This is a genomic window from Streptomyces sp. NPDC052396 (assembly GCF_044593195.1).
GTDB lineage: Bacteria > Actinomycetota > Actinomycetes > Streptomycetales > Streptomycetaceae > Streptomyces.
In genome coordinates, this window is record NZ_JBIUAW010000006.1 from 454,388 (window position 1) to 473,283 (window position 18,896).

Here is an 18,896-nt window from a genome sequence, read left to right on the forward strand (position 1 = left end):
ACCGGCGGCAGCCCCTGCCGGGCCCGGGACTCGGTCACTCGATGTCGCAGCTCATTGGGCACCAAAGGCGCCTCCATCGGTAGAGGAGACAGCCTCGCGGGCCATTTCTCGGCCGACCGCCAGGTCCTCAGCGATGCCGGCCGAGATGAGTGCAGCACCAGGGGTGTGCCCCGAGCCCGTGTAGCGCCAGTGCGAGTCCGTGACCGCGTTGACGTCCCGGCGGAGTTGAAGGGGCGCGTTCCGGTGTCTGGCGCGTTCGGCGCGCAGGGCTTGGTAAGTGGTGGAGTAGGCACGGGACTTGGTGAGGATGTGGCCGCGGTAGCCGAGGGTGTGGGCCCAGGAACGCAGCCGCAGGTCTTCGAACTCCGGCAGGCTGCCGAGCTGCCAGCAGGTGCGCATGAGGGTGCGGATGTGCGAGGAGACGGGAGCACGGTTGATCTCGGCAGGGTCTGTGATGCGGTGGTCGAGACCGGAGGACGTCTCGGCTGACCCTTTGGTGACGTATTTGGCGACGTAGGCCGCCACCGCATCGTCAGTCAGGCCGTCGGGCCCGCCTGTGGTGTGGAGGGGGCGGGCGTCGAACTGGGGACCCCAGCGGAGTGCCAGCTCCCCTATGGCAGAGCTGTAGGGGGTGTGGACGACGACCCGGCGGATTGCGGCGCGTATGGCGCCGGTGAGGAGTTGGTGAGTGCCCCAGGCAGGTGGAGGCTCAGTCGGGCCCTTGGGCCCGTCCAGGCGCACGACGGCGTGGACGTGTACGGCTCCGCGCTGCTGGTACTCGGCGACCTTGGCGAAGGAGAGGCGGGCGTGGTGGGGGAAGTGGGTTTGGGGGATGCCGGCGGTGGTGGCGAGGTGGCGGCGGACGGTTCTGGCGAAGCGGGCCCATACTTCCCCGGCGTGGGCGTGCCATAGGACGTGTGCCGGGTAGTCGTAGCAGTCGGGGCACAGCGGCTGGCCGATAAGCGGGTCGCCCGGGGCGTGTACGCGGTGGCAGCCGAGTGGACGGCCGTGTTCGCAGTGGGCGCGTTCGCGGCGGGGGCGACACCGTTGGCCGCTGTCAGTGGTGTGGTGGACGGGGCCGAAGCTGGGGGCGGTGAGGGTGACGAAGAGGCGAGGGTGATCGCGGACGATGGTGGGGACTGTCTTGCCGCCGATCAGCCCGGCTCGTACCAGGTGGTAGGTGTCTCCGGCGTGGAGGTGGGAGCAGGAGGGGCAGACGCTGGTGCGGCGGTTGCGGCAGCGCAGAAGCAGGCGTTCGCCCGGTTCGTTGGCGGTGGAGTAGTGGTGAAGGATCTCGCCGGTGGCAGCGTCGCGGGTGGTGGTGTGCCCGCTGATATGGATCGGGTGGGCGCAGCCGCCGGTCGCGGTCACTTGCTCGACCCAGCGAGGGAACTGCGGGTCGTTGGCTAGCTCGATGATCTCCCGGTCCATCGCGGGGAGTTGGCGCAGGCGCGCCTGCCGGTCGAGGATGGCGCGCCTGTTGGCCGAGGTGGGGTGCTGGTCGGTGATGGTGGTGGCCTTCCGGGGTGGGCCGCCGGGGTGGCGGCGGGGTGGGTGGTGGGGCGAAGTCGTCCATGGGGTGCTCCTTCGTGTGGGGGTTTGCGCTGGTTAGCGGGTGGTGCCTTTGCCTCGGCAGCAGCGGCAGCGGCGCCAGTGGCCGGTACGGGTCTTCAGACGTCGTTCGCCTTTGCAGAGGGGGCAGCGCACGGGGCGCATAGGCATGCGGGTGCCTTCCTGGACTAGGTGTGGCTGAAGCCGGAGAGGAACCAGTTCACGAAGCTGTTGACCGTGAACAGGACCGGGGTTTGGCCGAGGTAGACGCCGAAGATGGTGATCAGTAGGGCTTCCCACCAGCGCACTTCGCGGGAGCGGACCAGGAGTGCCGTCATGGCGGCGAAGACCAGGACCAGCGGAAGAGCGGAGCTTTCCTTCACCACGTACCCCCGTCCTCGATGCACTGGAGCAGGGCCCGGTAGATGCCGGGGAGTTCGGGGGTGAGTCCTGCGTATTTCAGGGCGATCTGGCGGGCTTCCTCGGTGGAGGTCAGGTGGGAGCGGGCCCGGTCCCAGCCGCCGTCCGGTCCGGCGACGACGGCGGTGCCTTGTTCGGTGGTGGTGATGGACTGAGCGACGGTCACCGCGTCCTTGTTCAGATCGCCCAAGGCCATCTCGGCCGTTCCGGGGTCGTTGACCCGGTGGCAGATCCGGCCGGAGAGCTGGGCCCGCAGGGCGGTGACGCCGCTGCCCAGTTCGGACCCGAAGCGCTGGGCGGCCACGACCAGGTGGATGCCGAGGGCCGCGCCGAGCTGGGCGATGCGCAGCAGGTAGGCGGAGCATTGTTCGGCGTCGGCTTTGCCGGTGCGGGTGCCGTCCGTGAGGTACAGCTCGGCCAGTTCGTCCACGATCACGACCATGGGCACGGGCCGCAGGTCTTCGGGCAGGTCCCAGATCGAGCGCACTCCCGCACCCCGGCAGGCCCTCATCCGTCGGCCCAGGTCGTCCACCACCTCGCCGAGCACGGCCACGGCTTCGCGCCTGTTGGTGGCCAGCGCGGACAGGCGGGGTTCGAAGAGGCCGAGTTCGATGCCGCCTTTGCAGTCGATGCCGATCAACGCCACATTCTGCTGGGCGAGTTGGGTGATCAGGCGGGCGAGGAGGGTGGACTTGCCGGACTGCGTGGCCCCGGCGATCAGCCAGTGCGGCACCCGCCGCAGGTTGATCACCCATGCCCCGCCGGACTCCAGGATCCCGACCAGGGCGGAGAGGAGGGCGGCGGGCGCCGTGACCAGGTTTGGGCGCTGGAGCGGATCGGTGGCGATGGCCGCCAGGTGGACGGTGCCGCGTTCGGGCGAGGTGACCCGGACCGCGTGGACGCGCCAGGCATGAGCCAAGGCGTCGGCCGCGGCGATGAACGGTGCCGGCGTCTGCCCCGGATGTAACCGCACTTCGGCGCTGAGGCCGGTTGGGGTGGCTTTCGGGAACGAGATCCGGGGTGGCACCAGCCGCAGTGGATCGCCCTTGACCACCAGGTCCCCGACCAGGCCCCGTCGGGGCCGGGGGGAGACGGCAAGGTCGGTGTGGATGGCGACCTTGCGCCAGGTCCGCACGACCCGCCACGCGGTGACCGGGTAGCCGGTCAGGTACCACAGCAGCACCGGTTTGCGCTCCCGCAGCCCGACCCCGGCCACCACGGCCCAGGCCACGGCGGCGAGGAAGAACGCGAGCCAGATCGCTCCCATCACGCCCCACCACCCTTGCCACCAGTCGTGGTTGCGCGGGTATCGGCGGGCGGAACGGGGGTGATGGCGGCGGCGCGGAAGCTGATCCCGTGCCGGTCCCCCATGGCCCAGGAGAAGGCTTCCAGGCCGGTCACCCGCACCTCCATGCCCTCGGCCACTCCGACCGGTTCACCGGTGATGGAGACCTCGATCACCGAGGCGCGGCGGCCGTCCTGCCGTACCACCAGGCCCACCGTGTAGACGGTGTTGCCCTCTCTGTCCTTCTTGACCTCCTGCTTCTCGAAATCCGCGATCTTCGGCTCCGGCGCGACGACGCACCGCAGAACACCGAGCCGACTCGTGTCCACCGGTATGGATTGCATGGGGTGTTGGCCTCCCTGGCCAGATAAGGGATCAGTGCTCTTTCAGGGCCTGGGCCCGGTACCAGACGGCAATCGCGTGATCCCCACGCACACCCTCCAGCGGATGCACCAGAGCGTTGCCCGTGGCGGCCAGCAGCGCGGCACCGTGCACCTCGCACGCAGGCGTGTTGTCGCGGAACGGGATGAGGATCTTGACGATGGCCGGGGCGGAGCAGCTCTCCGCCGCTGTGCATCGGGTGGTCATGGCAACTCCAATCAGACTTGCCGGACGTCACTCGTGCTTACGAGTAGAGAGTGTGGACCCCTGGCTCACCGCCACGCAAGTACTTATGCTGACGAGTGATGTGAAACGATCGGACCACGCAGGACGTGAGGAGAAGACCGTGGGAGAGATCCAGCGACCGGGTGCGCTGTACCAGCAGGTGGCAACCGAGATCCGAAACGCCATCGCCGCAGGCGAGTTCCCGCCCGGCGCACCGCTCCCCTCCGAAGCGCAACTGATCGAGCGCTACGGGGTTTCCCGCCCCACCGTCCGCAACGCCATCTCCGCCCTACGCTCGGAGGGTCTGATCGAGGTCATCCACGGCAAGGGCAGCTTCGTCCGCGCCCTCCCCGCCCCCACGCTGACCGTGGACCGGGGCGTGATCCGGAAGGGCAGCGCATACGTGCTTGGCCACGACTGGAAGGCAGCCGAGGAGCCCACCGTCTACCGCACCCAGGCCAGCGCCACCACGGCCGCCTTGCTGGAGATGGAGGAAGGGGGAGCGCTGTTCGGGGTGGATCGGTTGCTTGCGGATCCGGTGACAGGGACCCGGGCACTGCACCGGGTGCTGATCCCGTTCGCCGTCGCCGACGGCACGCCGCTGGCCGAAACACCGGACACCGAACCCGCGGCGATCTACACACAGTTGACCGCAGCCGGACACAAGCTCACCTGGCAAGAGACCGTGGGTGCCCGGATGCCGCAGCCCGACGAGCGCCAGGCCCTCGGCATCCCGGAAGCGACGCCGGTCATCGTCTCCACCCGTATCACCTACGGCACCGGCCAGCGCCCGCTCATCGTGGAAGAACTCCGAATCAGCGCCAGCCAGGGCCAGTTCGCCTACCGCATCACCACCAGCCCCGCCCGGGCCGTCCGCAACTGAGCAGGCATCCGGTCCAATTGCGCTTTACTTCCTCAAGGGCGCGCCGTTGGCGCGCCGGGCGGTCCGGGCGCCCCGGCGGGCTGCGGCCTGCCGGCCGGTCCCGCCGGACGCCCACCGCCCAGCACCCCTACAGTCCAGAGCGGCAAGTCGAAGGCCAACAGGCGAGTGCCACGTGGTATGCGGGACGCCATCGGCGGCCGAGCTGGCTGCGCCAACGTCAACGATGGTTGCTCGCGCCTGCACCGCTCCACGGTGCCGCTCCGGCCCTGCGGCCCTTCATGCGACCTAAGTTGATGACGTTCCAGGTTTTCCGCCACAGATCGCTTGTATGCTTGGCGCTGTTCTTCTGCGCTCCTCCTCACCGACCTTCGCAAACAGGCGAAGGCCCTGTCCTCCAGGGCTAGTTGGAGGGGTTCGGAAGGATCGGTGAGTGATCTGGACACGGAGAAGCCAAAGCGTCAGTGGACCGGCCCTGAGAAGTGGCAAGTCGCACTTGGTTTGCTTGGGCTGATCATGGCGATCATCGCCTGTGTGGGGCAGTTCGCTCAGTAACAGCTGGGCGCCGCACGTGGGACCGGGAGCGGCCTGAGGTTCGCTAAGACAGCGAGCCCGGCCTCCGACTAAGCGACCGGGCTCACCGACTGCGTTGAGAGGGCCTGGCTCCGTGCTACCGGAGTCAGGCTCCTCACATGGAACTACCGGGTACCCGATGGTTCCAGCGCGTAAAACTCTACTAGCTTTGCCCCGGATCGACGGCCCCGTCGCGCGAAGCGTGTAGCTATAGAAACGCGAAATATGTAGGTACACGGAGTTCGCAACTCTGCAGGCCCGGCGGCTTGGACCGAAGTTGCGGCCGTCAGTCCGCGACACCCTGGCGGGCAGCTGCGGTTCAGGCCCCAGAAGCGTGGCTGATGCCGGAGGGCGGCTGATGGAGACACACGTGGCGGACGACCGTTCGCCTGCCCCGCCATCGTGGCTGACTTTCCGTGGCTGAGGTCCGAACAGGCCATGAGCGAACCAGCCGACCGTTAGCCAGCCTCGCGGAGCAGTCGCGCCACAGCCCGCGCGGTGCCGGCCGTCCACACCACACGCACCAAACCTGACCCGTCCACCTGAGTCTGCGCCGTCATCCGCATGCCATTGGTGTCCATTCCCGCATCGCTGAGCGCCGCCGCCAACTCGGCCGCCGCGTCCCGGGCATCTCGCCAGCCGCCCAGGTAGTCCACGCCGCGCACCCAGACCACGTCGTCCGGATCGAACCCGGCACCCGTAGCCTCGAACGCCCCCTCCTCCGGTCCGAACATGAATGCCCCACCCCTTCCAAGAACTTGACTGATCTTGACCATTGAGGGGCGCATCGCACGAACGCACGACGAGGACCCCGGTACCATTCGGCACCGGGGTTCCTCGCGGATCCCTGCCGGACCACCCCGGCCTGCCAGGGTTTGAGGGGTGGTCCGGTTCTTTTGATGTCTGGCGCGGTCCAGACCTCCCGACAAGGTCCGGACCGCTTCAGCGGCCAGGGGGAACTGACCACCGTTCTTCCTCATCCCCGGCCAGTAGGGGTGCTGCCGCAGAGTGGTCGAACATGGACGACCCGACCGCAGCGCGGCGCGAGGAAGTTGAAGGGCGGGAGCAACCGGCTCTCCCCCCGGAAGCCCCCACCCGGTCTATTGAGGCGGGGAGCCGCCTTCACGACCACCGCCACGCGCGGCGAGGTGCTGGCACATCCAGGCCGAGTCCTCCGCTGCGGCCACAGGTTGGGTTCGGAGCCGCGCCCGGTCCAGGAGCTGGGTCAACTCACGTTGGGAGACGTGCCGCCACCACCACTTGCGGACCGGGTAGACCATGGAGGCCACGAGCTCACGGACACCCGTATTGGCCTGACTGGCCCATACCGGCTGTCGCACAGCCTGCCGCGACGCATGCCGCCGCCACCACGCCCGAGTCGATAGCACGGCCAACGCGGTCCATTCGCGCGCACTATCTGCCGTCACCCGTATCACCCCATCACCGATGCGACGAGGATTTCAGCGGCGGCATCGCGCAAGCGCCTCCAGAAGGCGGCCCGTTGGCATGGCCGGGCCGTCACCTCCCCCTCCGCATGGGCGTGATCAGCAGCTCGGCCTCACTGCGGCGCCGGTCTAAACGGATTCCTTTGACCTTGAACTGGCCGTCCTTCCGACGTAGCACGTCTCCACGCTGCGGGTATTCAGCCGTCCTCTGTTTGGCCACGTCCATCACCTCTCTGGTGGATTTCCAATTGCATTGAGGGAGTTGATGGACGCGGCCCCGGGCTGGAGGGGATCCGGGCCGAAGGGCCGCGTCCTGTCGGGCGAGGTGGGTCAAACCCCACCCGGAAGCCGGGCCGCCGCACGCCTGCCGATCGCGTAGGCAGTTGCGCGCCCAAGACGGCCCGGGGCCTCAAGGCGCCAACCGGTCGGAGTCGAGGTCGAACCGGCAATAGATGGCCTTGCCGCCGATTTCTACCGGCTCCCACCAAAACGCATCAGCGTGACACTGGACGAGCAGCAGGCCCCGCCCTCTGTCAGGCAGCAGCGCTTCAGGCAAATCCGCCGCCAAATCCGGGGAGAAGACGTCTCCCATCGGGAAGGCCGGCGGGCGGGAGTCCTCATCGCGCACACCGAGGAACAGCCAGCCCGGCCAGACCCGGAGGATAAGATCAAGGCGCCTCGGCGCTCCCGGTTTGGCCAAGGCCGGATCGGGTGACGCGTGATGAAACACATTGCCGATCAGCTCCGAAACGACCAGGATCGCGTCCTCCACGCGGTCCTGGACCCCCCAGTCCTCAAGGGTGGTCCGCACCGTTCTGCGAGCCACTACTCCCGTGTCCGGCGACTCCACATTCAGAGTCAGCACACGGAACTTCTCCTCCAGCGTTGAGCGCATGCTCCCCCGTAGCGGCGCCTCTCCCTCAGCTCTTTGGAGTGGATCGCCGTCCTGGGTTCGGGTCATCATCTCCCCTCCCGTCTGCCGGTGGCGTCCGGCCGTCCGACATCGCGTGCGGCCAGTCAACGGCGCGAGAAGGTTCACCGGCAGTGTTCACCGGGGGGTTCACATGAACACCAGTGACAGCGGAGGGGGTTCACGAATGAACCCCCTTAAGGTGACCTGCCGTGCCACCATGTACACCAGCTGTCAGCGGAGATAGCGGGGGGCCATGGAGCGCACGCCGAACCAACAGCTGATCTCGCTCATGGAAGAAGCCAAGGTCTCGAACAAGGGCCTGGCCAAGCGCATGCGTGACCTGGCAGATCAGCGAGGAGAACGCCTCGGCACCACGCACGTCTCCGTCCAACGGTGGCGTGATGGATCAAGCATCCATCCCAAGACGGCCGTTGTTCTCGCCGACGCGCTGAGCGCCAAGTTGGAGCGCCGGGTCACCCCGGCCGATCTGGGGTTCTTCACAGCCCCACAGCCCGCACCCGTGGACGTGAGTTACCCCCGCACCGCCGCCGACGCACTCGCCAGACTCGACAGCGTCAGTTCCGAGCGTCCAGAACCACCCGCCAACACCGGGCTGATCGTCGCCGATGGCGAGCTGCACGCTGCCGTGCTGTCCTGGATCACCGCCCGACCTGATGGAGTTGTGACCGACCGGCCCGATCGCGAACGCGTCGGGATGCGCGACGTACGGGCCATCCGCACCGCAGGCAAGATGTTCATGGAGCTGGACTTCCAGTTCGGCGGGGGACACGGGCACAAAGCACTGCGCGTCTACTTCCGACACGAAGTGCTGCCACTGCTCCATGCCAGCTACAGCGAAAAGGTGGGCACCGCCCTCTTCGGAGCCGCCTCCGAAATCGCCCAGTTACTTGGGTGGACCGCCTACGACTCCGGAAGCCATCGCACGGCCCACCGGTACCTGACTTCCACACTGCGCTTAACCCAGTTCACCGATGACCGCATGTTCGGCGGACGCATCCTGGCCAACCTCAGCCACCAGGCCAACTACCTCGGAAACTACGCCCAGTCGGCCCAACTCGCGCGTGCCGCCCTCGAAGGAGCCAGAGGGCGAGCCACACCACGCGCCATGGCGATGTTCGCTTCCATGGAAGCCCGGGCTCTGTCGAACGCCGGAGATGTCACAGGCGCCGGACGGGCCATGAACGAGGCGGAAAGCTATCTGGAGCGGGCCGACAGCGCCGAGGACCCCGAGTGGCTTTCCTACTTCACTCCCTCGGAACTCATGGGCGAGTTCTGCCACTGCTTCCGCGACCTCAAGCTGCGCAAGGAAGCCGTACGCCACGCGCAACGCGCCGTGGACGTCACCGACCCCAAGTACGCCCGGAGTCTCGGGTTCTGCCGAATGGTCCTCGCCCAGAGCCAGTTGTTGGACGGCGAGTTGGAAAGCGCCCTGGCTACGGCCACGCTTGCCGTGGAAGCGGGTGACTCCCTGCAATCCGCCCGCTTCCAACGCTACGTTGCCGACTTCCAGGCCGACGTCAGCCGCCACTCCGGCAACCGCGCCGTGGCCGAGTTCAACGACCAGGTGCGGGAAGCCCTCGCGCGCATCGAAGACGAGTGAGCGCTACCTGGGGTGCCAATCCCTCGGGGCGTCCTCGTCCCGCAAAGACGCGATGCGACGCGCATACTCCTGCGCCACCTGCTCTCCCTCGTTGACGTTCTGCATCAGCCACGTGGTCATATGGAACTCCTGTATCCCGCGCAGCGTTTCGTAGCCCGGCCACTCGCGCAGGTCCCGCCCGTAGGCCGCCACGAAATCCGCGTACTGCTCCCGCGTCTGCCACCCCAGGCTGTGATGCTCCACAGCCGTCACCATCAGATCCCACTCCGGGTGATCGAAGCTGAAACCCTCGAAGTCAATGAGCACCACCTGGCCCCGGTGGTCCACCATGAGGTTCTGTACGTGGGCATCACCGTGCAGGGGCCCGCGAGCCGACTCGAAACGCAGCTCCGCCCACTGCTGGCGCAGCTCCTTGTCCCGCTGCCGCAGGAACTCCCGGTCGGCTTCGGGCACTCCCCTCGACCCTTCGATGCGCAGATCTGTCCGGCCGAACACGTCGTACGACGGCAATTCCAGCCAGGACGGGACACTCAGCGAATGCAGATCGCGGAGCATGGCCCCCAGCTCACCGTAAGTCGCCTTGCGGGCACCCTCATTGATCAGATGCCAGAAGGTGACGGGATGACCATCAACCAGAAGCGGTTGCTCCAAGTCCCCCACAACTTGGCCGGCAGGGAAGCCCTCCTGCTGTAGCCACTGGGATACAGCCACTTCCTTGCGTACCGACTCCAGAAAGTCCACCGAGCGAGCGACCCGGACGACCACCGGTACGGAAGCCAGCCGGAACAGCGCGTTCTCACCGAGGCGGATCAACTCCGCGTCCCGGTCGTCCAGACCGGCTGCCCGACAGGCCGCAGACATGGCCTGCGCAGCCCGTGCTGCGGTGAACCCTTCCTTCGATGCCCGAGCAGCGTGCGACGGCATGCCGGTACCAGCTCCCCTAGTCGTGCGCGATCCTCCGACGCACGCGACTACTGGTGACCAACCAGCGCACGCCGGACACGACAATGACCGTACCCAGCAGCTGGGTTACAGGGCGAGGGCAGGCTGGGAAACATCCAGGCGCCGTCAGGGGCGGTCAGTCGCCAGTGGGCGCAACCCCAGTCGGGCAAGAGCCGCCGTTACCCCAAGTGGAAGGGTCACTTAGGTTGACGCCCGTCCCCCCGATCCCGCAGTACCCCGCCGGGTTCTTCGCCAAGTACTGCTGGTGGTATGCCTCGGCGTAATAGAACGGACCCGCCGGAGCGATCTCCGTGGTGATGTCGCCGTAGCCGGAGGCGCGCAGGACCGGCTGGTAGGAGTCGCGGGAGGCCAGGGCGGCGGACTGCTGGGCGGGGGAGTGGGTGTGGATCGCCGAACGGTACTGGGTGCCGTGGTCGTTGCCCTGGCGGAAGCCCTGGGTGGGGTTGTGGGACTCCCAGAAGAGGCGGAGCAGGGTCTCGTAGGAGACCTTGGCGGGGTCGAAGACCACGCGGACCACCTCGGTGTGGCCGGTCAGGCCGCTGCAGACCTCTTCGTAGGTGGGATGGGGGGTGTGACCGCCCTGGTAGCCCACGGCGGTGGTCCAGACGCCGGGGGTCTGCCAGAAGATGCGCTCGGCGCCCCAGAAGCAGCCCAGGCCGAAGTCGGCGACGGCCAGGCCGTCGGGGTAGGGGCCGGTCAGCGGGTTGCCGAGGACGGCATGGCGGCCGGGGAGGGCGAAGGCCGGCTCCGGGCGGCCGGGGAGGGCCTCGGCGGAGGTGGGCAGGGCCGGGTGGGGGCGGTAGGTCATGGTGGCGGCTCCAAGGACTCCAAGGGGTGACCGGTTCAACCCGGGCGACGGGGGAGGGAATTCCCCGGCGGCGCGGGGCCACCGGGTTCCCGGGCTCAGGCGCGGGTGCGTTCCCAGCCGGCCACGGCCTGGGCGCGGCAGAGCGTGTAGGCGGTGACCGGCTCCGGGGTGCAGGTCCACGGCAGGGCGCCGACATGGCCGTCCACCGCGCGGAAGTGCTCCAGGGCCTCGCCGTAGCGGCCGGCGTTCACCAGGAACCAGGCCAGCAGATGGCGGACCTGGGGCAGCTCGGGATGGTCGGCGGGGGCGTGGTTCACGGCGAACTGGGCCGCCTCGACGGCCTCGCGGATCACCACGCTCTGGAAGAGCGTCCGCACCAGATTGACGTCCGGAAGGTGGTCGAAGACCGCGAACAGCGGCAGCGCGGGCAGCAGACTGCCCGGGGCGGCACCGGCGGCGGCCCGCTGGGCGAAGGCGTCGGCCTGCTCCTGGGAGCCGTGCCAGGAGGCACTCCAGTAGCGCAGCGCCACCAGGTGGGCGCCCATGTGCTGGGGCGCGCGGGCCAGGACCGTCTCCCAGCGGGACTGGAACTCCGCCTCGCTCACCCCCAGGCCACGGGCGATGCCCAGCTCGATGATGGCGGGGACCGGGTCGCCGGGGGCCAGCAGGGACGCCTCGGCGCAGACCTCGCGGGCCTCCTCCAGGATCATGCGGTAGTCCTGGGAGGAGGGGTCGTGCAGGGCGCGCAGCAGCAGGAACTGGGCCTGGACGGCGGCGCCGCCGGCGTCCTTGGGGGCCACCACCCGCCAGTGGCGCAGCCACAGACCGCCGGTGCCGGGGGACTCCATCAGCTCACGGGCGGCCGCGCCGGCCAGGGTCAGCACCCGGTGCCAGCGCAGCTCACTGCCGGCCGGGGTGCGGGAGAGCAGCTCGGCGGCCGGCTTCCAGTCCTGGGTACGGCGGGCCTCCGCGACCGCGGCCAGCAGCTCCGGATCGGGACCGGGCAGCCGCTCGTCCAGCCGCTCCGGCGGCAGGAAGCCATGTGCCCCCGCCGGGTCGACGGCCGCTCCGGCGCCCCGCAGCGCGTCCTGCCCGGCACGCCGGCGGCGCATCGCGGGCGTGGCCACAAACCCGCAGATGATCACGATCGCGAGCAGGATGAGCAGAAACTCCATGAGCTGTCCTGAGAGGAGAAGGGGAGAAGGGAGCGGATGTGTAGAGGACGAGGGGGCGGGAGCAATCGTTCCTGGGGATCAGCGGGAGCGGCGGGGACCGGCGGGAAGCGGACGGGCGGCGGCCGATCGTTCATGTCCCGGTAACAAGTGAACAGCCTCGTTCCGGGAAACCGGGACTACCCTCGGGACAATGAGCGACCAGCACTCCTTCGAAACCCTCGCCATCCACGCCGGGCAGGAACCGGACCCGCTGACCGGGGCCGTCGTTCCGCCCATCTACCAGGTCTCCACCTACAAGCAGGACGGCGTGGGCGGCCTGCGCGGCGGCTATGAGTACAGCCGTAGCGCCAACCCCACGCGCACCGCCCTGGAGGAGAACCTGGCCGCCCTGGAGGGCGGGCGCCGGGGCCTGGCCTTCGCCTCCGGGCTGGCGGCCGAGGACACCCTGCTGCGCACCCTGCTGGCGCCGGGCGACCATGTGGTCATCCCGGACGATGCCTACGGCGGCACCTTCCGCCTGTTCGCCAAGGTGATCTCGCGCTGGGGCGTGGAGTGGTCGGTGGCCGACACCTCCGACCCGGCGGCGGTCCGTGCCGCGCTGCGGCCGAGCACCAAGGCCGTCTGGGTGGAGACCCCCTCCAACCCGCTGCTGGGCATCACCGACATCACCGCCGTGGCCGAGGTCGCGCACCAGGCGGGCGCCCGGCTGGTGGTGGACAACACCTTCGCCAGCCCCTACCTCCAGCAGCCGCTGGCGCTGGGTGCCGATGTGGTGGTGCACTCGACCACCAAGTACATGGGCGGGCACTCCGATGTGGTGGGCGGCGCCCTGATCACCGCGGACGAGGCGCTGGGCGAGGAGCTGGCCTACCACCAGAACGCGATGGGCGCGGTGGCCGGTCCGTTCGACGCCTGGCTGACGCTGCGCGGCATCAAGACGCTGGCGGTGCGCATGGACCGGCACTGCGCCAACGCCGAGCGGGTGGCCGAGCTGCTGGTGGCCCACCCCAAGGTCACCGAGGTGTACTACCCGGGCCTGGAGAGCCACCCGCTGCACGAGGTCGCGGCCAAGCAGATGCGCGCCTTCGGCGGCATGGTCTCCTTCCGGGTCGCGGGTGGCGAGGAGGCGGCGGTGGAGGTCTGCAACCGCGCCGAGCTGTTCACCCTGGGCGAGTCACTGGGCGGCGTGGAGTCGCTGATCGAGCACCCGGGCCGGATGACGCACGCCTCCACGGCCGGCTCCCCGCTGGAGGTCCCGGCGGACCTGGTGCGTCTGTCGGTGGGCATCGAGTCGGCGGACGACCTGCTGGCCGACATCAAGCAGGCGCTGGGCTGACAGCGGGCCCGGGGGCCGGAGTCAGCGGTCCCAGATCAGGGGTGGTGTCTCCGCCGGAGGCGCCACCCAGGGACGCACCAGCGCGGCCCAGATACAGAACGCGGTGACCGCCAGCGCCAGCAGCGTCCAGCCGGCCGTGCGCAGCCGCCGGCGCCGGCGCAGGATCCGGCGGCCGCGCACCGCCGCCCGGGCGGTCAGGCCGGGCGGCAGGGCCGGCCGCGAGGCGGCCAGCAGCCGGCGTACCTCGTCCTGTTTGCGGTCGTAGGAGTTCATGACACGGCCGCCGGCGGCCGGCTGCGCACGGTGGCCACCGCCCGGGCACAGATGGCCCGTACCCGCTCCACCGGCAGCCCCAGGGCGGCCGCGGCCTGCTCCTCGGCGACTCCCTCATGCAGTCGCAACACCAGCACCAGGCGTTCCTGGGGGCTCAGCCGCTCCAGGACGCCGCCGGGACAGCGGCGGTAGCGCCGCGCCGAGTGAACAAAGCGGACGGTGAGCTCCTGGCGGGCGCATTCATAGGGATCCTCGCCGCGCAGCCGGTCCCACCGGGCGTAGGTATGGGCCAGGGCCTCGACCAGCAGCCGCTCGGCCGCGGCCGGCTCCCCGGTCAGCAGCAGGGCGGTGTGCAGCAGCCGCCCGCCCGCGCCCCCGGCGAAGACCTCGAACTCCCGGGCGCGACGGCGCTCCCGGGCCGCCTGCCGCTGTTTCATCCCTCAAGGACAAAGGCAGCGGCCCGGCAGGGTCAAGAGGTCGGCGGCACCTGCGGCACGGTGCTGTGCACCTCGGAGAGCGCGGAGTTGAAGCGGGAGAGCAGGGTGGTGAACGCGGCCCGCTCGTCCTCGGTCCAGCCGTCGGTGCACAGCGCCATCAGCTCCCGGCGGGAGGCGCGCACCTCCTCCAGACGGGCCTTGCCGCGCGGCGAGAGCTGGAGCACCACCGCGCGCCCGTCCTCGGGGTGCGAGGTGCGCTTCACCAGGCCGGTGTCCACCAGCGGCGCCACCTGCCGGGTGACCGTGGACGAGTCGATGCCCATCCCCGCGGCGAGCGCCTTGACGCCCATCGGGCCTTCCTGGTCAAGCCGGTTGAGCAGCAGGTAGGCGGCGCGGTCCATGGAGTTGGCGACCCGGCCGACACCGCCGAGGCGGGTTTGCTCGGCGCGGCGGGCGAAGACGGCGACCTGGTGCTGGAGCGTGTCGAGGACACCTGGTGCGACGTCGGCCGTCATGTCCGGAGGGGTGGGCATGGCTGGGGACTCACTTCGTACGCGGGCTGGAAAAGCTCGGGATTGGGGGACAGAGTACGCGGCCCGGGCCATGCCCGTACCGTTGCTCGGTAAACCCTCGGTATGCGGTGGTCACGGCGGTCACGGCCGGTGCGAACTGCGAGACTGGGCCTATGGCTGCACGAGTTGGCGGTGGCGCCGCCTCCGGAACGCCGGAGGGTGCTGTTCCGGTGACCCTCGACGAGGTGCGCACGGCCCAGAAGACGCTCTGCGGAGTGGCCCGCACCACCGCCCTGGAGAGCAGCCGCCAGCTGTCCGCGCTGGTCGGTGCCCCGGTCCACCTCAAATGCGAGAACCTGCAGCGCACCGGCTCGTTCAAGGTGCGCGGCGCCTATGTGCGCATCTCCCGGCTGTCCGCCGCCGAGCGGGCGGCCGGCGTGGTCGCCGCCAGCGCGGGCAACCACGCCCAGGGAGTGGCGCTGGCCGCCTCGCTGCTGGGGGTGCGCTCCACCGTCTTTATGCCGGAGGGGGCACCGCTGCCCAAGGTCGCCGCCACCCGGGAGTACGGAGCCGAAGTGCGGTTGCACGGACAGGTGGTGGATGCATCACTGCGCGCCGCGCAGGAGTACGCCCGGCGCACCGGAGCGGTGTTCATCCACCCCTTTGACCACCCCGACATCATCGCCGGACAGGGCACGGTGGGCCTGGAGATCCTGGAGCAGTGCCCCGAGGTGCGCACCGTGGTGGTGGCCGTCGGCGGCGGCGGACTGGTGGCCGGGATCGCGGTGGCGGTCAAGGCGCTGCGGCCGGATGTGCGGATCGTGGGCGTCCAGGCGGCGGGCGCCGCGGCCTACCCGCCCTCGCTGACCGCCGGACACCCGGTGTCCCTGCCGTCCCCGGTGACCATGGCGGATGGCATCCGGGTGGGACGGCCCGGCGAGGTGCCGTTCGCCCTGGTGCGGCAGCTGGTGGACGAGGTGCGCACGGTCTCCGAGGACCAGCTCGCCAGTGCCCTGCTGCGCTGCCTGGAGCGGGCCAAGCTGGTGGTGGAGCCGGCCGGGGCCGCCCCGGTGGCGGCGCTGCTGGCCGCGCCCGGCTCCTTCGAAGGGCCGGTGGTGGCGGTGCTCTCCGGCGGCAATGTGGACCCGCTGCTGCTGCAGCGCGTGCTGCGGCACGGCATGGCCGCGGCCGGCCGGTACCTCTCGCTGCGGCTGCGCCTGACCGACCGGCCGGGGGCGCTGGCCGCGCTGCTGGAGGTGGTGTCCGGGTGCGATGTCAATGTGCTGGACATCAGCCATGTACGGACCGATCCCCGGCTGGGGCTGTCCGAGGCGGAGGTCGAACTCCACTTGGAAACCAAGGGACATGAGCACTGCGCGGCGGTGGGCACCGCGCTGCGCGCGGCGGGCTACGCGGTGATCTCCTGACGGTGCCCGCTTCCCGGGGCGGGATCGGCGCGGCGAACGTAGACTGCTGTATCACCTCATCCAACGGGGAGAAGCTCCATGCCAGGCGCTATATACGCCGAGGGCCTGGAAAAGGCCTTCGGCGAGGTAAGGGCTCTGGACGGCGTCGATCTCGATGTGCCGGAAGGGACCGTCCTGGGGCTGCTGGGCCCCAACGGGGCCGGCAAGACCACCGCCGTGCGTGTGCTCACCACTCTGATCAAACCCGACCGCGGCAGTGCCGTGGTGGCGGGCGTCGATGTACTCAAGGAACCCGACGAGGTGCGGCGCCGCATCGGGCTCTCCGGTCAATTCGCCGCCGTGGACGAGTATCTGACGGGCCGTGAGAACCTGGCCATGGTGGGCCGGCTCTACCAGATCGGCGGGCGCAGGGCCCGGGCCAGGGCCGAAGAGCTGCTGGAACGTTTCCACTTGACGGACGCGGCCGACCGCCCGGCCAAGACCTACTCCGGCGGCATGCGCCGCCGGCTGGACCTGGCGGCGGCCCTGGTGGTCAGCCCGCCGGTGATGTTCATGGACGAGCCCACCACCGGCCTGGACCCGCGCAACCGGCAGCAGCTGTGGGAGGTCATCCAGGAACTGGTGGCCGGCGGAACGACCCTGCTGCTCACCACCCAGTACCTGGAGGAGGCCGACCACCTGGCGCATGACATCGCGGTGGTCGACCACGGCCGGGTGATCGCCCGTGGCACCTCCGACCAGCTCAAGGCGCGCACCGGCGGTGAGCGGGTGGAGGTGGTGGTGCACCGGCGCGAGCACATCGGCATCGCCGACGAGGTGCTGCGCGGCCTCGGCGAGGGAGGCTCCACGGTGGAGCCGCACACCCGCCGGATCACCGTCCCGGTCTCCGGCGGCGCCCGGCTGCTGGCCGAGGTCATCCGCGAACTGGACGCCCGGGACATCGAGATCGACGACATCGGGCTGCGCCGCCCCACCCTGGACGATGTGTTCATCTCGCTGACCGGGCACACGGCCGAGGGCGCCGAGGGTGCGGAAGGCACGAAGGGCGCGGAGCGCGGGGCGGGCCGGCGGCCCCGGGAAGGAGCGGCGTCATGAGCGCCGTCGGCGGCGAGGTGCCCAGGAGGAGCGCCCTGGCCCGCTCCGTCCATGACTCCCTGGTGGTCGCCCAGCGCAACCTGATCCGGATGCTGCGGATACCCGAGGTGGTGGTGTTCGGGCTGGTCCAGCCGATCATGTTCGTGGTGCTGTTCAGCTATGTCTTCGGCGGATCCATCGCGGTGGGCGGCAGCACCGACCCCTCGGCCTACCGCCAGTACCTGATGGCGGGCATCTTCGCGCAGACCGTCACCTTCGCCACCGCGGGCGCCGGCGCGGGCATCGCCGATGACATGCACAAGGGGCTGATCGACCGCTTCCGGTCGCTGCCGATGGCCCGGGGCGCGGTGCTCACCGGCCGCACCTTGGCCGACCTGGTGCAGACGGCGCTGACCCTGGTGGTGCTGGCGGTCGTGGCGGCCATCGTGGGCTGGCGCATCCACCACGGTGTGCTCCGGGCGCTGGCGGGCTTCGCCCTGCTGCTTCTGCTGGGCTACGCCTTCTCCTGGATCGGGGCGCTGATCGGGCTGTCGGTACGGACTCCGGAGGCGGCCACCTCGGGCGGGCTGATCTGGCTGTTCCCGCTGACCTTCATCTCCAATGCCTTTGTCCCCTCCAGCAATATGCCCACCGTGCTGCGGGTGATCGCGGAGTGGAATCCCTTCAGCGCCACCGTGCAGGCGGCCCGGGAGCTGTTCGGCAACCTGCCGCCCGGCTATCCGGTGCCCTCGGCCTGGCCGATGCAGCACCCGGCCTGGGCCTCGCTGATCTGGTCGGTGCTGATCATCGTGGTCTTCCGGGGACTGGCGGTGCGCAAGTTCCGCTCGGCGGCGGCCTGAGCCGCCGGGCACCGGACATGACAAAGCCCCCGGGCTCGCGAGGAGCTCCGGGGGCCGTCGGCCGGCGGGCGGCTCAGCCGTTGTACGGCTTGGCCTCCAGGATGCGGACCATGGCCTTGCGGCCGTTGGGCAGCTCGTACTGGGCGTCCTCACCGATCTTCTTGCCGTTGACGCCGGAGCCCAGCGGCGACTGCGGGGAGTAGGTCTCGATGTCCGAGCTCGCGTACTCCCGCGAGGCGAGCAGGAAGCTGAGGGTGTCGTCCGGATCGCCGTCGAAGGCGATGGTGACGACCATGCCGGGAGCGACCACGCCGGACTCGGTGGGGGCCTCACCGACCTTCGCGTGCTCCAGCAGCTGGGTCAGCTGGCGCACACGGAGCTCCTGCTTGCCCTGCTCCTCCTTGGCCGCGTGGTACCCGCCGTTCTCGCGCAGGTCACCTTCCTCGCGGGCCGCCGCGATCTTGGCCGCGATCTCGGTGCGAGCGGGACCAGACAGGTAGTCCAGCTCGGCCTTGAGCTGGTCGTACGCCTCCTGAGTCAGCCAGGTGACGTTGTCGCTGGTCTGGGTCACAGGTGCTCCTCGTCGGTGCTGGGGGAAAAACTTGGGGTCACGGATACAAATGAACGCCCTACTCAGAAGGGTGCACCTCCATCGGCGGGCGAAACCACGAGCCTAACAATTGCGTCCGGAATGGGGGAAGAAGTCGCCGGGAGGAACTGCGCAAGAATTACGTCAA

General features: G+C 69.6%; 20 protein-coding genes. 6 read left to right on the forward strand and 14 right to left on the reverse strand.

Features of this window, described 5'->3' with window-relative positions; genetic code table 11:
* Positions 1-51: 51 nt before the first annotated feature.
* The 5 genes from ACIHFE_RS18805 to ACIHFE_RS18825 all read right to left on the reverse strand — a co-directional run bounded on the left by ACIHFE_RS18805 (position 52) and on the right by ACIHFE_RS18825 (position 3,844).
* Complete coding sequence (locus ACIHFE_RS18805; protein ID WP_400107859.1) at positions 52-1,431, reverse strand: replication initiator; 1,380 nt, start codon at positions 1,429-1,431, stop codon at positions 52-54.
* A 308-nt stretch (positions 1,432-1,739) separates the two neighbouring features.
* Positions 1,740-1,937, reverse strand: coding sequence for a hypothetical protein (locus ACIHFE_RS18810; RefSeq protein ID WP_400107861.1), 198 nt, complete (start codon positions 1,935-1,937; stop codon positions 1,740-1,742).
* Positions 1,931-3,238 (reverse strand): FtsK/SpoIIIE domain-containing protein, encoded by a 1,308-nt coding sequence (locus ACIHFE_RS18815; RefSeq protein WP_400107863.1) that lies wholly within the window; start codon positions 3,236-3,238, stop codon positions 1,931-1,933. The genes ACIHFE_RS18810 and ACIHFE_RS18815 overlap by 7 nt, the downstream gene beginning before the upstream one ends.
* The gene (locus tag ACIHFE_RS18820) at positions 3,238-3,600 is read right to left on the reverse strand and encodes a hypothetical protein (protein WP_400107864.1); all 363 of its coding nucleotides are present in this window, start codon (positions 3,598-3,600) and stop codon (positions 3,238-3,240) included. Before ACIHFE_RS18820 ends, ACIHFE_RS18815 begins: the two co-directional genes overlap by 1 nt.
* A 31-nt stretch (positions 3,601-3,631) precedes the next feature.
* The gene (locus ACIHFE_RS18825; RefSeq protein WP_400107866.1) at positions 3,632-3,844 is read right to left on the reverse strand and encodes a hypothetical protein; all 213 of its coding nucleotides are present in this window, start codon (positions 3,842-3,844) and stop codon (positions 3,632-3,634) included.
* 139 nt (positions 3,845-3,983) lie between these two features.
* Between ACIHFE_RS18825 and ACIHFE_RS18830 the strand changes: the two genes are divergently transcribed.
* A complete protein-coding gene (locus ACIHFE_RS18830; RefSeq protein WP_400108053.1) occupies positions 3,984-4,745 on the forward strand; it encodes a GntR family transcriptional regulator in 762 nt (253 codons plus the stop codon).
* A 1,028-nt stretch (positions 4,746-5,773) separates the two neighbouring features.
* On the opposite strand, the gene ACIHFE_RS18835 is transcribed toward ACIHFE_RS18830, so the two are convergent.
* Both ACIHFE_RS18835 and ACIHFE_RS18840 read right to left on the reverse strand, forming a co-directional pair.
* On the reverse strand, positions 5,774-6,049 hold the full coding sequence (locus ACIHFE_RS18835; RefSeq protein ID WP_400107868.1) for a hypothetical protein: 276 nt from the start codon (positions 6,047-6,049) through the stop codon (positions 5,774-5,776).
* Between the two features lie 1,120 nt (positions 6,050-7,169).
* Positions 7,170-7,655 carry an ATP-binding protein gene (locus ACIHFE_RS18840; protein WP_400107870.1) on the reverse strand — a complete coding sequence of 162 codons (486 nt, stop codon included), beginning with the start codon at positions 7,653-7,655 and terminating at the stop codon, positions 7,170-7,172.
* A gap of 271 nt (positions 7,656-7,926) precedes the next feature.
* Between ACIHFE_RS18840 and ACIHFE_RS18845 the strand changes: the two genes are divergently transcribed.
* Entirely contained in the window at positions 7,927-9,294 is a 1,368-nt protein-coding gene (locus ACIHFE_RS18845; RefSeq protein WP_400107872.1) for a sporulation protein, read from the forward strand.
* Positions 9,295-9,297: 3 nt separating this feature from the next.
* Here the strand turns inward: ACIHFE_RS18845 and ACIHFE_RS18850 are convergent, their stop codons facing one another.
* The 3 genes from ACIHFE_RS18850 to ACIHFE_RS18860 form a co-directional block, all read right to left on the reverse strand.
* Positions 9,298-10,218 (reverse strand): phosphotransferase enzyme family protein, encoded by a 921-nt coding sequence (locus tag ACIHFE_RS18850; RefSeq protein ID WP_400107874.1) that lies wholly within the window; start codon positions 10,216-10,218, stop codon positions 9,298-9,300.
* Between the two features lie 154 nt (positions 10,219-10,372).
* Positions 10,373-11,065 (reverse strand): peptide-methionine (S)-S-oxide reductase MsrA, encoded by a 693-nt coding sequence (gene msrA, locus ACIHFE_RS18855; RefSeq protein WP_400107876.1) that lies wholly within the window; start codon positions 11,063-11,065, stop codon positions 10,373-10,375.
* Between the two features lie 95 nt (positions 11,066-11,160).
* Positions 11,161-12,240 (reverse strand): hypothetical protein, encoded by a 1,080-nt coding sequence (locus tag ACIHFE_RS18860; RefSeq protein ID WP_400107878.1) that lies wholly within the window; start codon positions 12,238-12,240, stop codon positions 11,161-11,163.
* A gap of 190 nt (positions 12,241-12,430) precedes the next feature.
* Here ACIHFE_RS18860 and ACIHFE_RS18865 point away from each other — a divergent pair, with 190 nt between their 5' ends.
* Complete coding sequence (locus tag ACIHFE_RS18865) at positions 12,431-13,576, forward strand: cystathionine gamma-synthase (RefSeq protein ID WP_400107880.1); 1,146 nt, start codon at positions 12,431-12,433, stop codon at positions 13,574-13,576.
* Positions 13,577-13,597: 21 nt separating this feature from the next.
* Here ACIHFE_RS18865 and ACIHFE_RS18870 read toward each other — a convergent pair whose 3' ends face one another.
* The 3 genes from ACIHFE_RS18870 to ACIHFE_RS18880 are packed head-to-tail and all read right to left on the reverse strand — an operon-like array spanning position 13,598 to position 14,819.
* Complete coding sequence (locus ACIHFE_RS18870) at positions 13,598-13,849, reverse strand: hypothetical protein (protein ID WP_400107882.1); 252 nt, start codon at positions 13,847-13,849, stop codon at positions 13,598-13,600.
* On the reverse strand, positions 13,846-14,286 hold the full coding sequence (locus ACIHFE_RS18875) for a sigma factor-like helix-turn-helix DNA-binding protein (protein ID WP_400107884.1): 441 nt from the start codon (positions 14,284-14,286) through the stop codon (positions 13,846-13,848). The genes ACIHFE_RS18870 and ACIHFE_RS18875 overlap by 4 nt, the downstream gene beginning before the upstream one ends.
* A gap of 32 nt (positions 14,287-14,318) precedes the next feature.
* Positions 14,319-14,819 (reverse strand): MarR family winged helix-turn-helix transcriptional regulator, encoded by a 501-nt coding sequence (locus tag ACIHFE_RS18880; protein ID WP_400107886.1) that lies wholly within the window; start codon positions 14,817-14,819, stop codon positions 14,319-14,321.
* 152 nt (positions 14,820-14,971) lie between these two features.
* Here ACIHFE_RS18880 and ilvA point away from each other — a divergent pair, with 152 nt between their 5' ends.
* From ilvA to ACIHFE_RS18895, 3 genes are all read left to right on the forward strand, one after another.
* On the forward strand, positions 14,972-16,225 hold the full coding sequence (gene ilvA, locus ACIHFE_RS18885) for a threonine ammonia-lyase (protein ID WP_400107888.1): 1,254 nt from the start codon (positions 14,972-14,974) through the stop codon (positions 16,223-16,225).
* A gap of 78 nt (positions 16,226-16,303) precedes the next feature.
* Positions 16,304-17,320 carry an ATP-binding cassette domain-containing protein gene (locus tag ACIHFE_RS18890; RefSeq protein WP_400107890.1) on the forward strand — a complete coding sequence of 339 codons (1,017 nt, stop codon included), beginning with the start codon at positions 16,304-16,306 and terminating at the stop codon, positions 17,318-17,320.
* Complete coding sequence (locus ACIHFE_RS18895) at positions 17,317-18,159, forward strand: ABC transporter permease (RefSeq protein WP_400107892.1); 843 nt, start codon at positions 17,317-17,319, stop codon at positions 18,157-18,159. Before ACIHFE_RS18890 ends, ACIHFE_RS18895 begins: the two co-directional genes overlap by 4 nt.
* 73 nt (positions 18,160-18,232) lie before the next feature.
* Here ACIHFE_RS18895 and greA read toward each other — a convergent pair whose 3' ends face one another.
* A complete protein-coding gene (gene greA / locus ACIHFE_RS18900; RefSeq protein ID WP_400107895.1) occupies positions 18,233-18,730 on the reverse strand; it encodes a transcription elongation factor GreA in 498 nt (165 codons plus the stop codon).
* Positions 18,731-18,896 lie beyond the last annotated feature (166 nt).

What these genes read in the sequence shown, in the direction of transcription:
- ACIHFE_RS18805 (WP_400107859.1), bottom strand. Translation starts at nt 1,431, where the DNA reads ATGGACCGGGAGATCATCGAGCTAGCCAACGACCCGCAGTTCCCTCGC.
- ACIHFE_RS18815 (WP_400107863.1), bottom strand. Translation starts at nt 3,238, where the DNA reads ATGGGAGCGATCTGGCTCGCGTTCTTCCTCGCCGCCGTGGCCTGGGCC.
- ACIHFE_RS18820 (WP_400107864.1), bottom strand. Translation starts at nt 3,600, where the DNA reads ATGCAATCCATACCGGTGGACACGAGTCGGCTCGGTGTTCTGCGGTGC.
- ACIHFE_RS18825 (WP_400107866.1), bottom strand. Translation starts at nt 3,844, where the DNA reads ATGACCACCCGATGCACAGCGGCGGAGAGCTGCTCCGCCCCGGCCATC.
- ACIHFE_RS18835 (WP_400107868.1), bottom strand. Translation starts at nt 6,049, where the DNA reads ATGTTCGGACCGGAGGAGGGGGCGTTCGAGGCTACGGGTGCCGGGTTC.
- ACIHFE_RS18840 (WP_400107870.1), bottom strand. Translation starts at nt 7,655, where the DNA reads ATGCGCTCAACGCTGGAGGAGAAGTTCCGTGTGCTGACTCTGAATGTG.
- ACIHFE_RS18845 (WP_400107872.1), top strand. Translation starts at nt 7,927, where the DNA reads ATGGAGCGCACGCCGAACCAACAGCTGATCTCGCTCATGGAAGAAGCC.
- ACIHFE_RS18850 (WP_400107874.1), bottom strand. Translation starts at nt 10,218, where the DNA reads ATGCCGTCGCACGCTGCTCGGGCATCGAAGGAAGGGTTCACCGCAGCA.
- msrA (WP_400107876.1), bottom strand. Translation starts at nt 11,065, where the DNA reads ATGACCTACCGCCCCCACCCGGCCCTGCCCACCTCCGCCGAGGCCCTC.
- ACIHFE_RS18860 (WP_400107878.1), bottom strand. Translation starts at nt 12,240, where the DNA reads ATGGAGTTTCTGCTCATCCTGCTCGCGATCGTGATCATCTGCGGGTTT.
- ACIHFE_RS18865 (WP_400107880.1), top strand. Translation starts at nt 12,431, where the DNA reads ATGAGCGACCAGCACTCCTTCGAAACCCTCGCCATCCACGCCGGGCAG.
- ACIHFE_RS18870 (WP_400107882.1), bottom strand. Translation starts at nt 13,849, where the DNA reads ATGAACTCCTACGACCGCAAACAGGACGAGGTACGCCGGCTGCTGGCC.
- ACIHFE_RS18875 (WP_400107884.1), bottom strand. Translation starts at nt 14,286, where the DNA reads ATGAAACAGCGGCAGGCGGCCCGGGAGCGCCGTCGCGCCCGGGAGTTC.
- ACIHFE_RS18880 (WP_400107886.1), bottom strand. Translation starts at nt 14,819, where the DNA reads ATGCCCACCCCTCCGGACATGACGGCCGACGTCGCACCAGGTGTCCTC.
- ilvA (WP_400107888.1), top strand. Translation starts at nt 14,972, where the DNA reads ATGGCTGCACGAGTTGGCGGTGGCGCCGCCTCCGGAACGCCGGAGGGT.
- ACIHFE_RS18890 (WP_400107890.1), top strand. Translation starts at nt 16,304, where the DNA reads ATGCCAGGCGCTATATACGCCGAGGGCCTGGAAAAGGCCTTCGGCGAG.
- ACIHFE_RS18895 (WP_400107892.1), top strand. Translation starts at nt 17,317, where the DNA reads ATGAGCGCCGTCGGCGGCGAGGTGCCCAGGAGGAGCGCCCTGGCCCGC.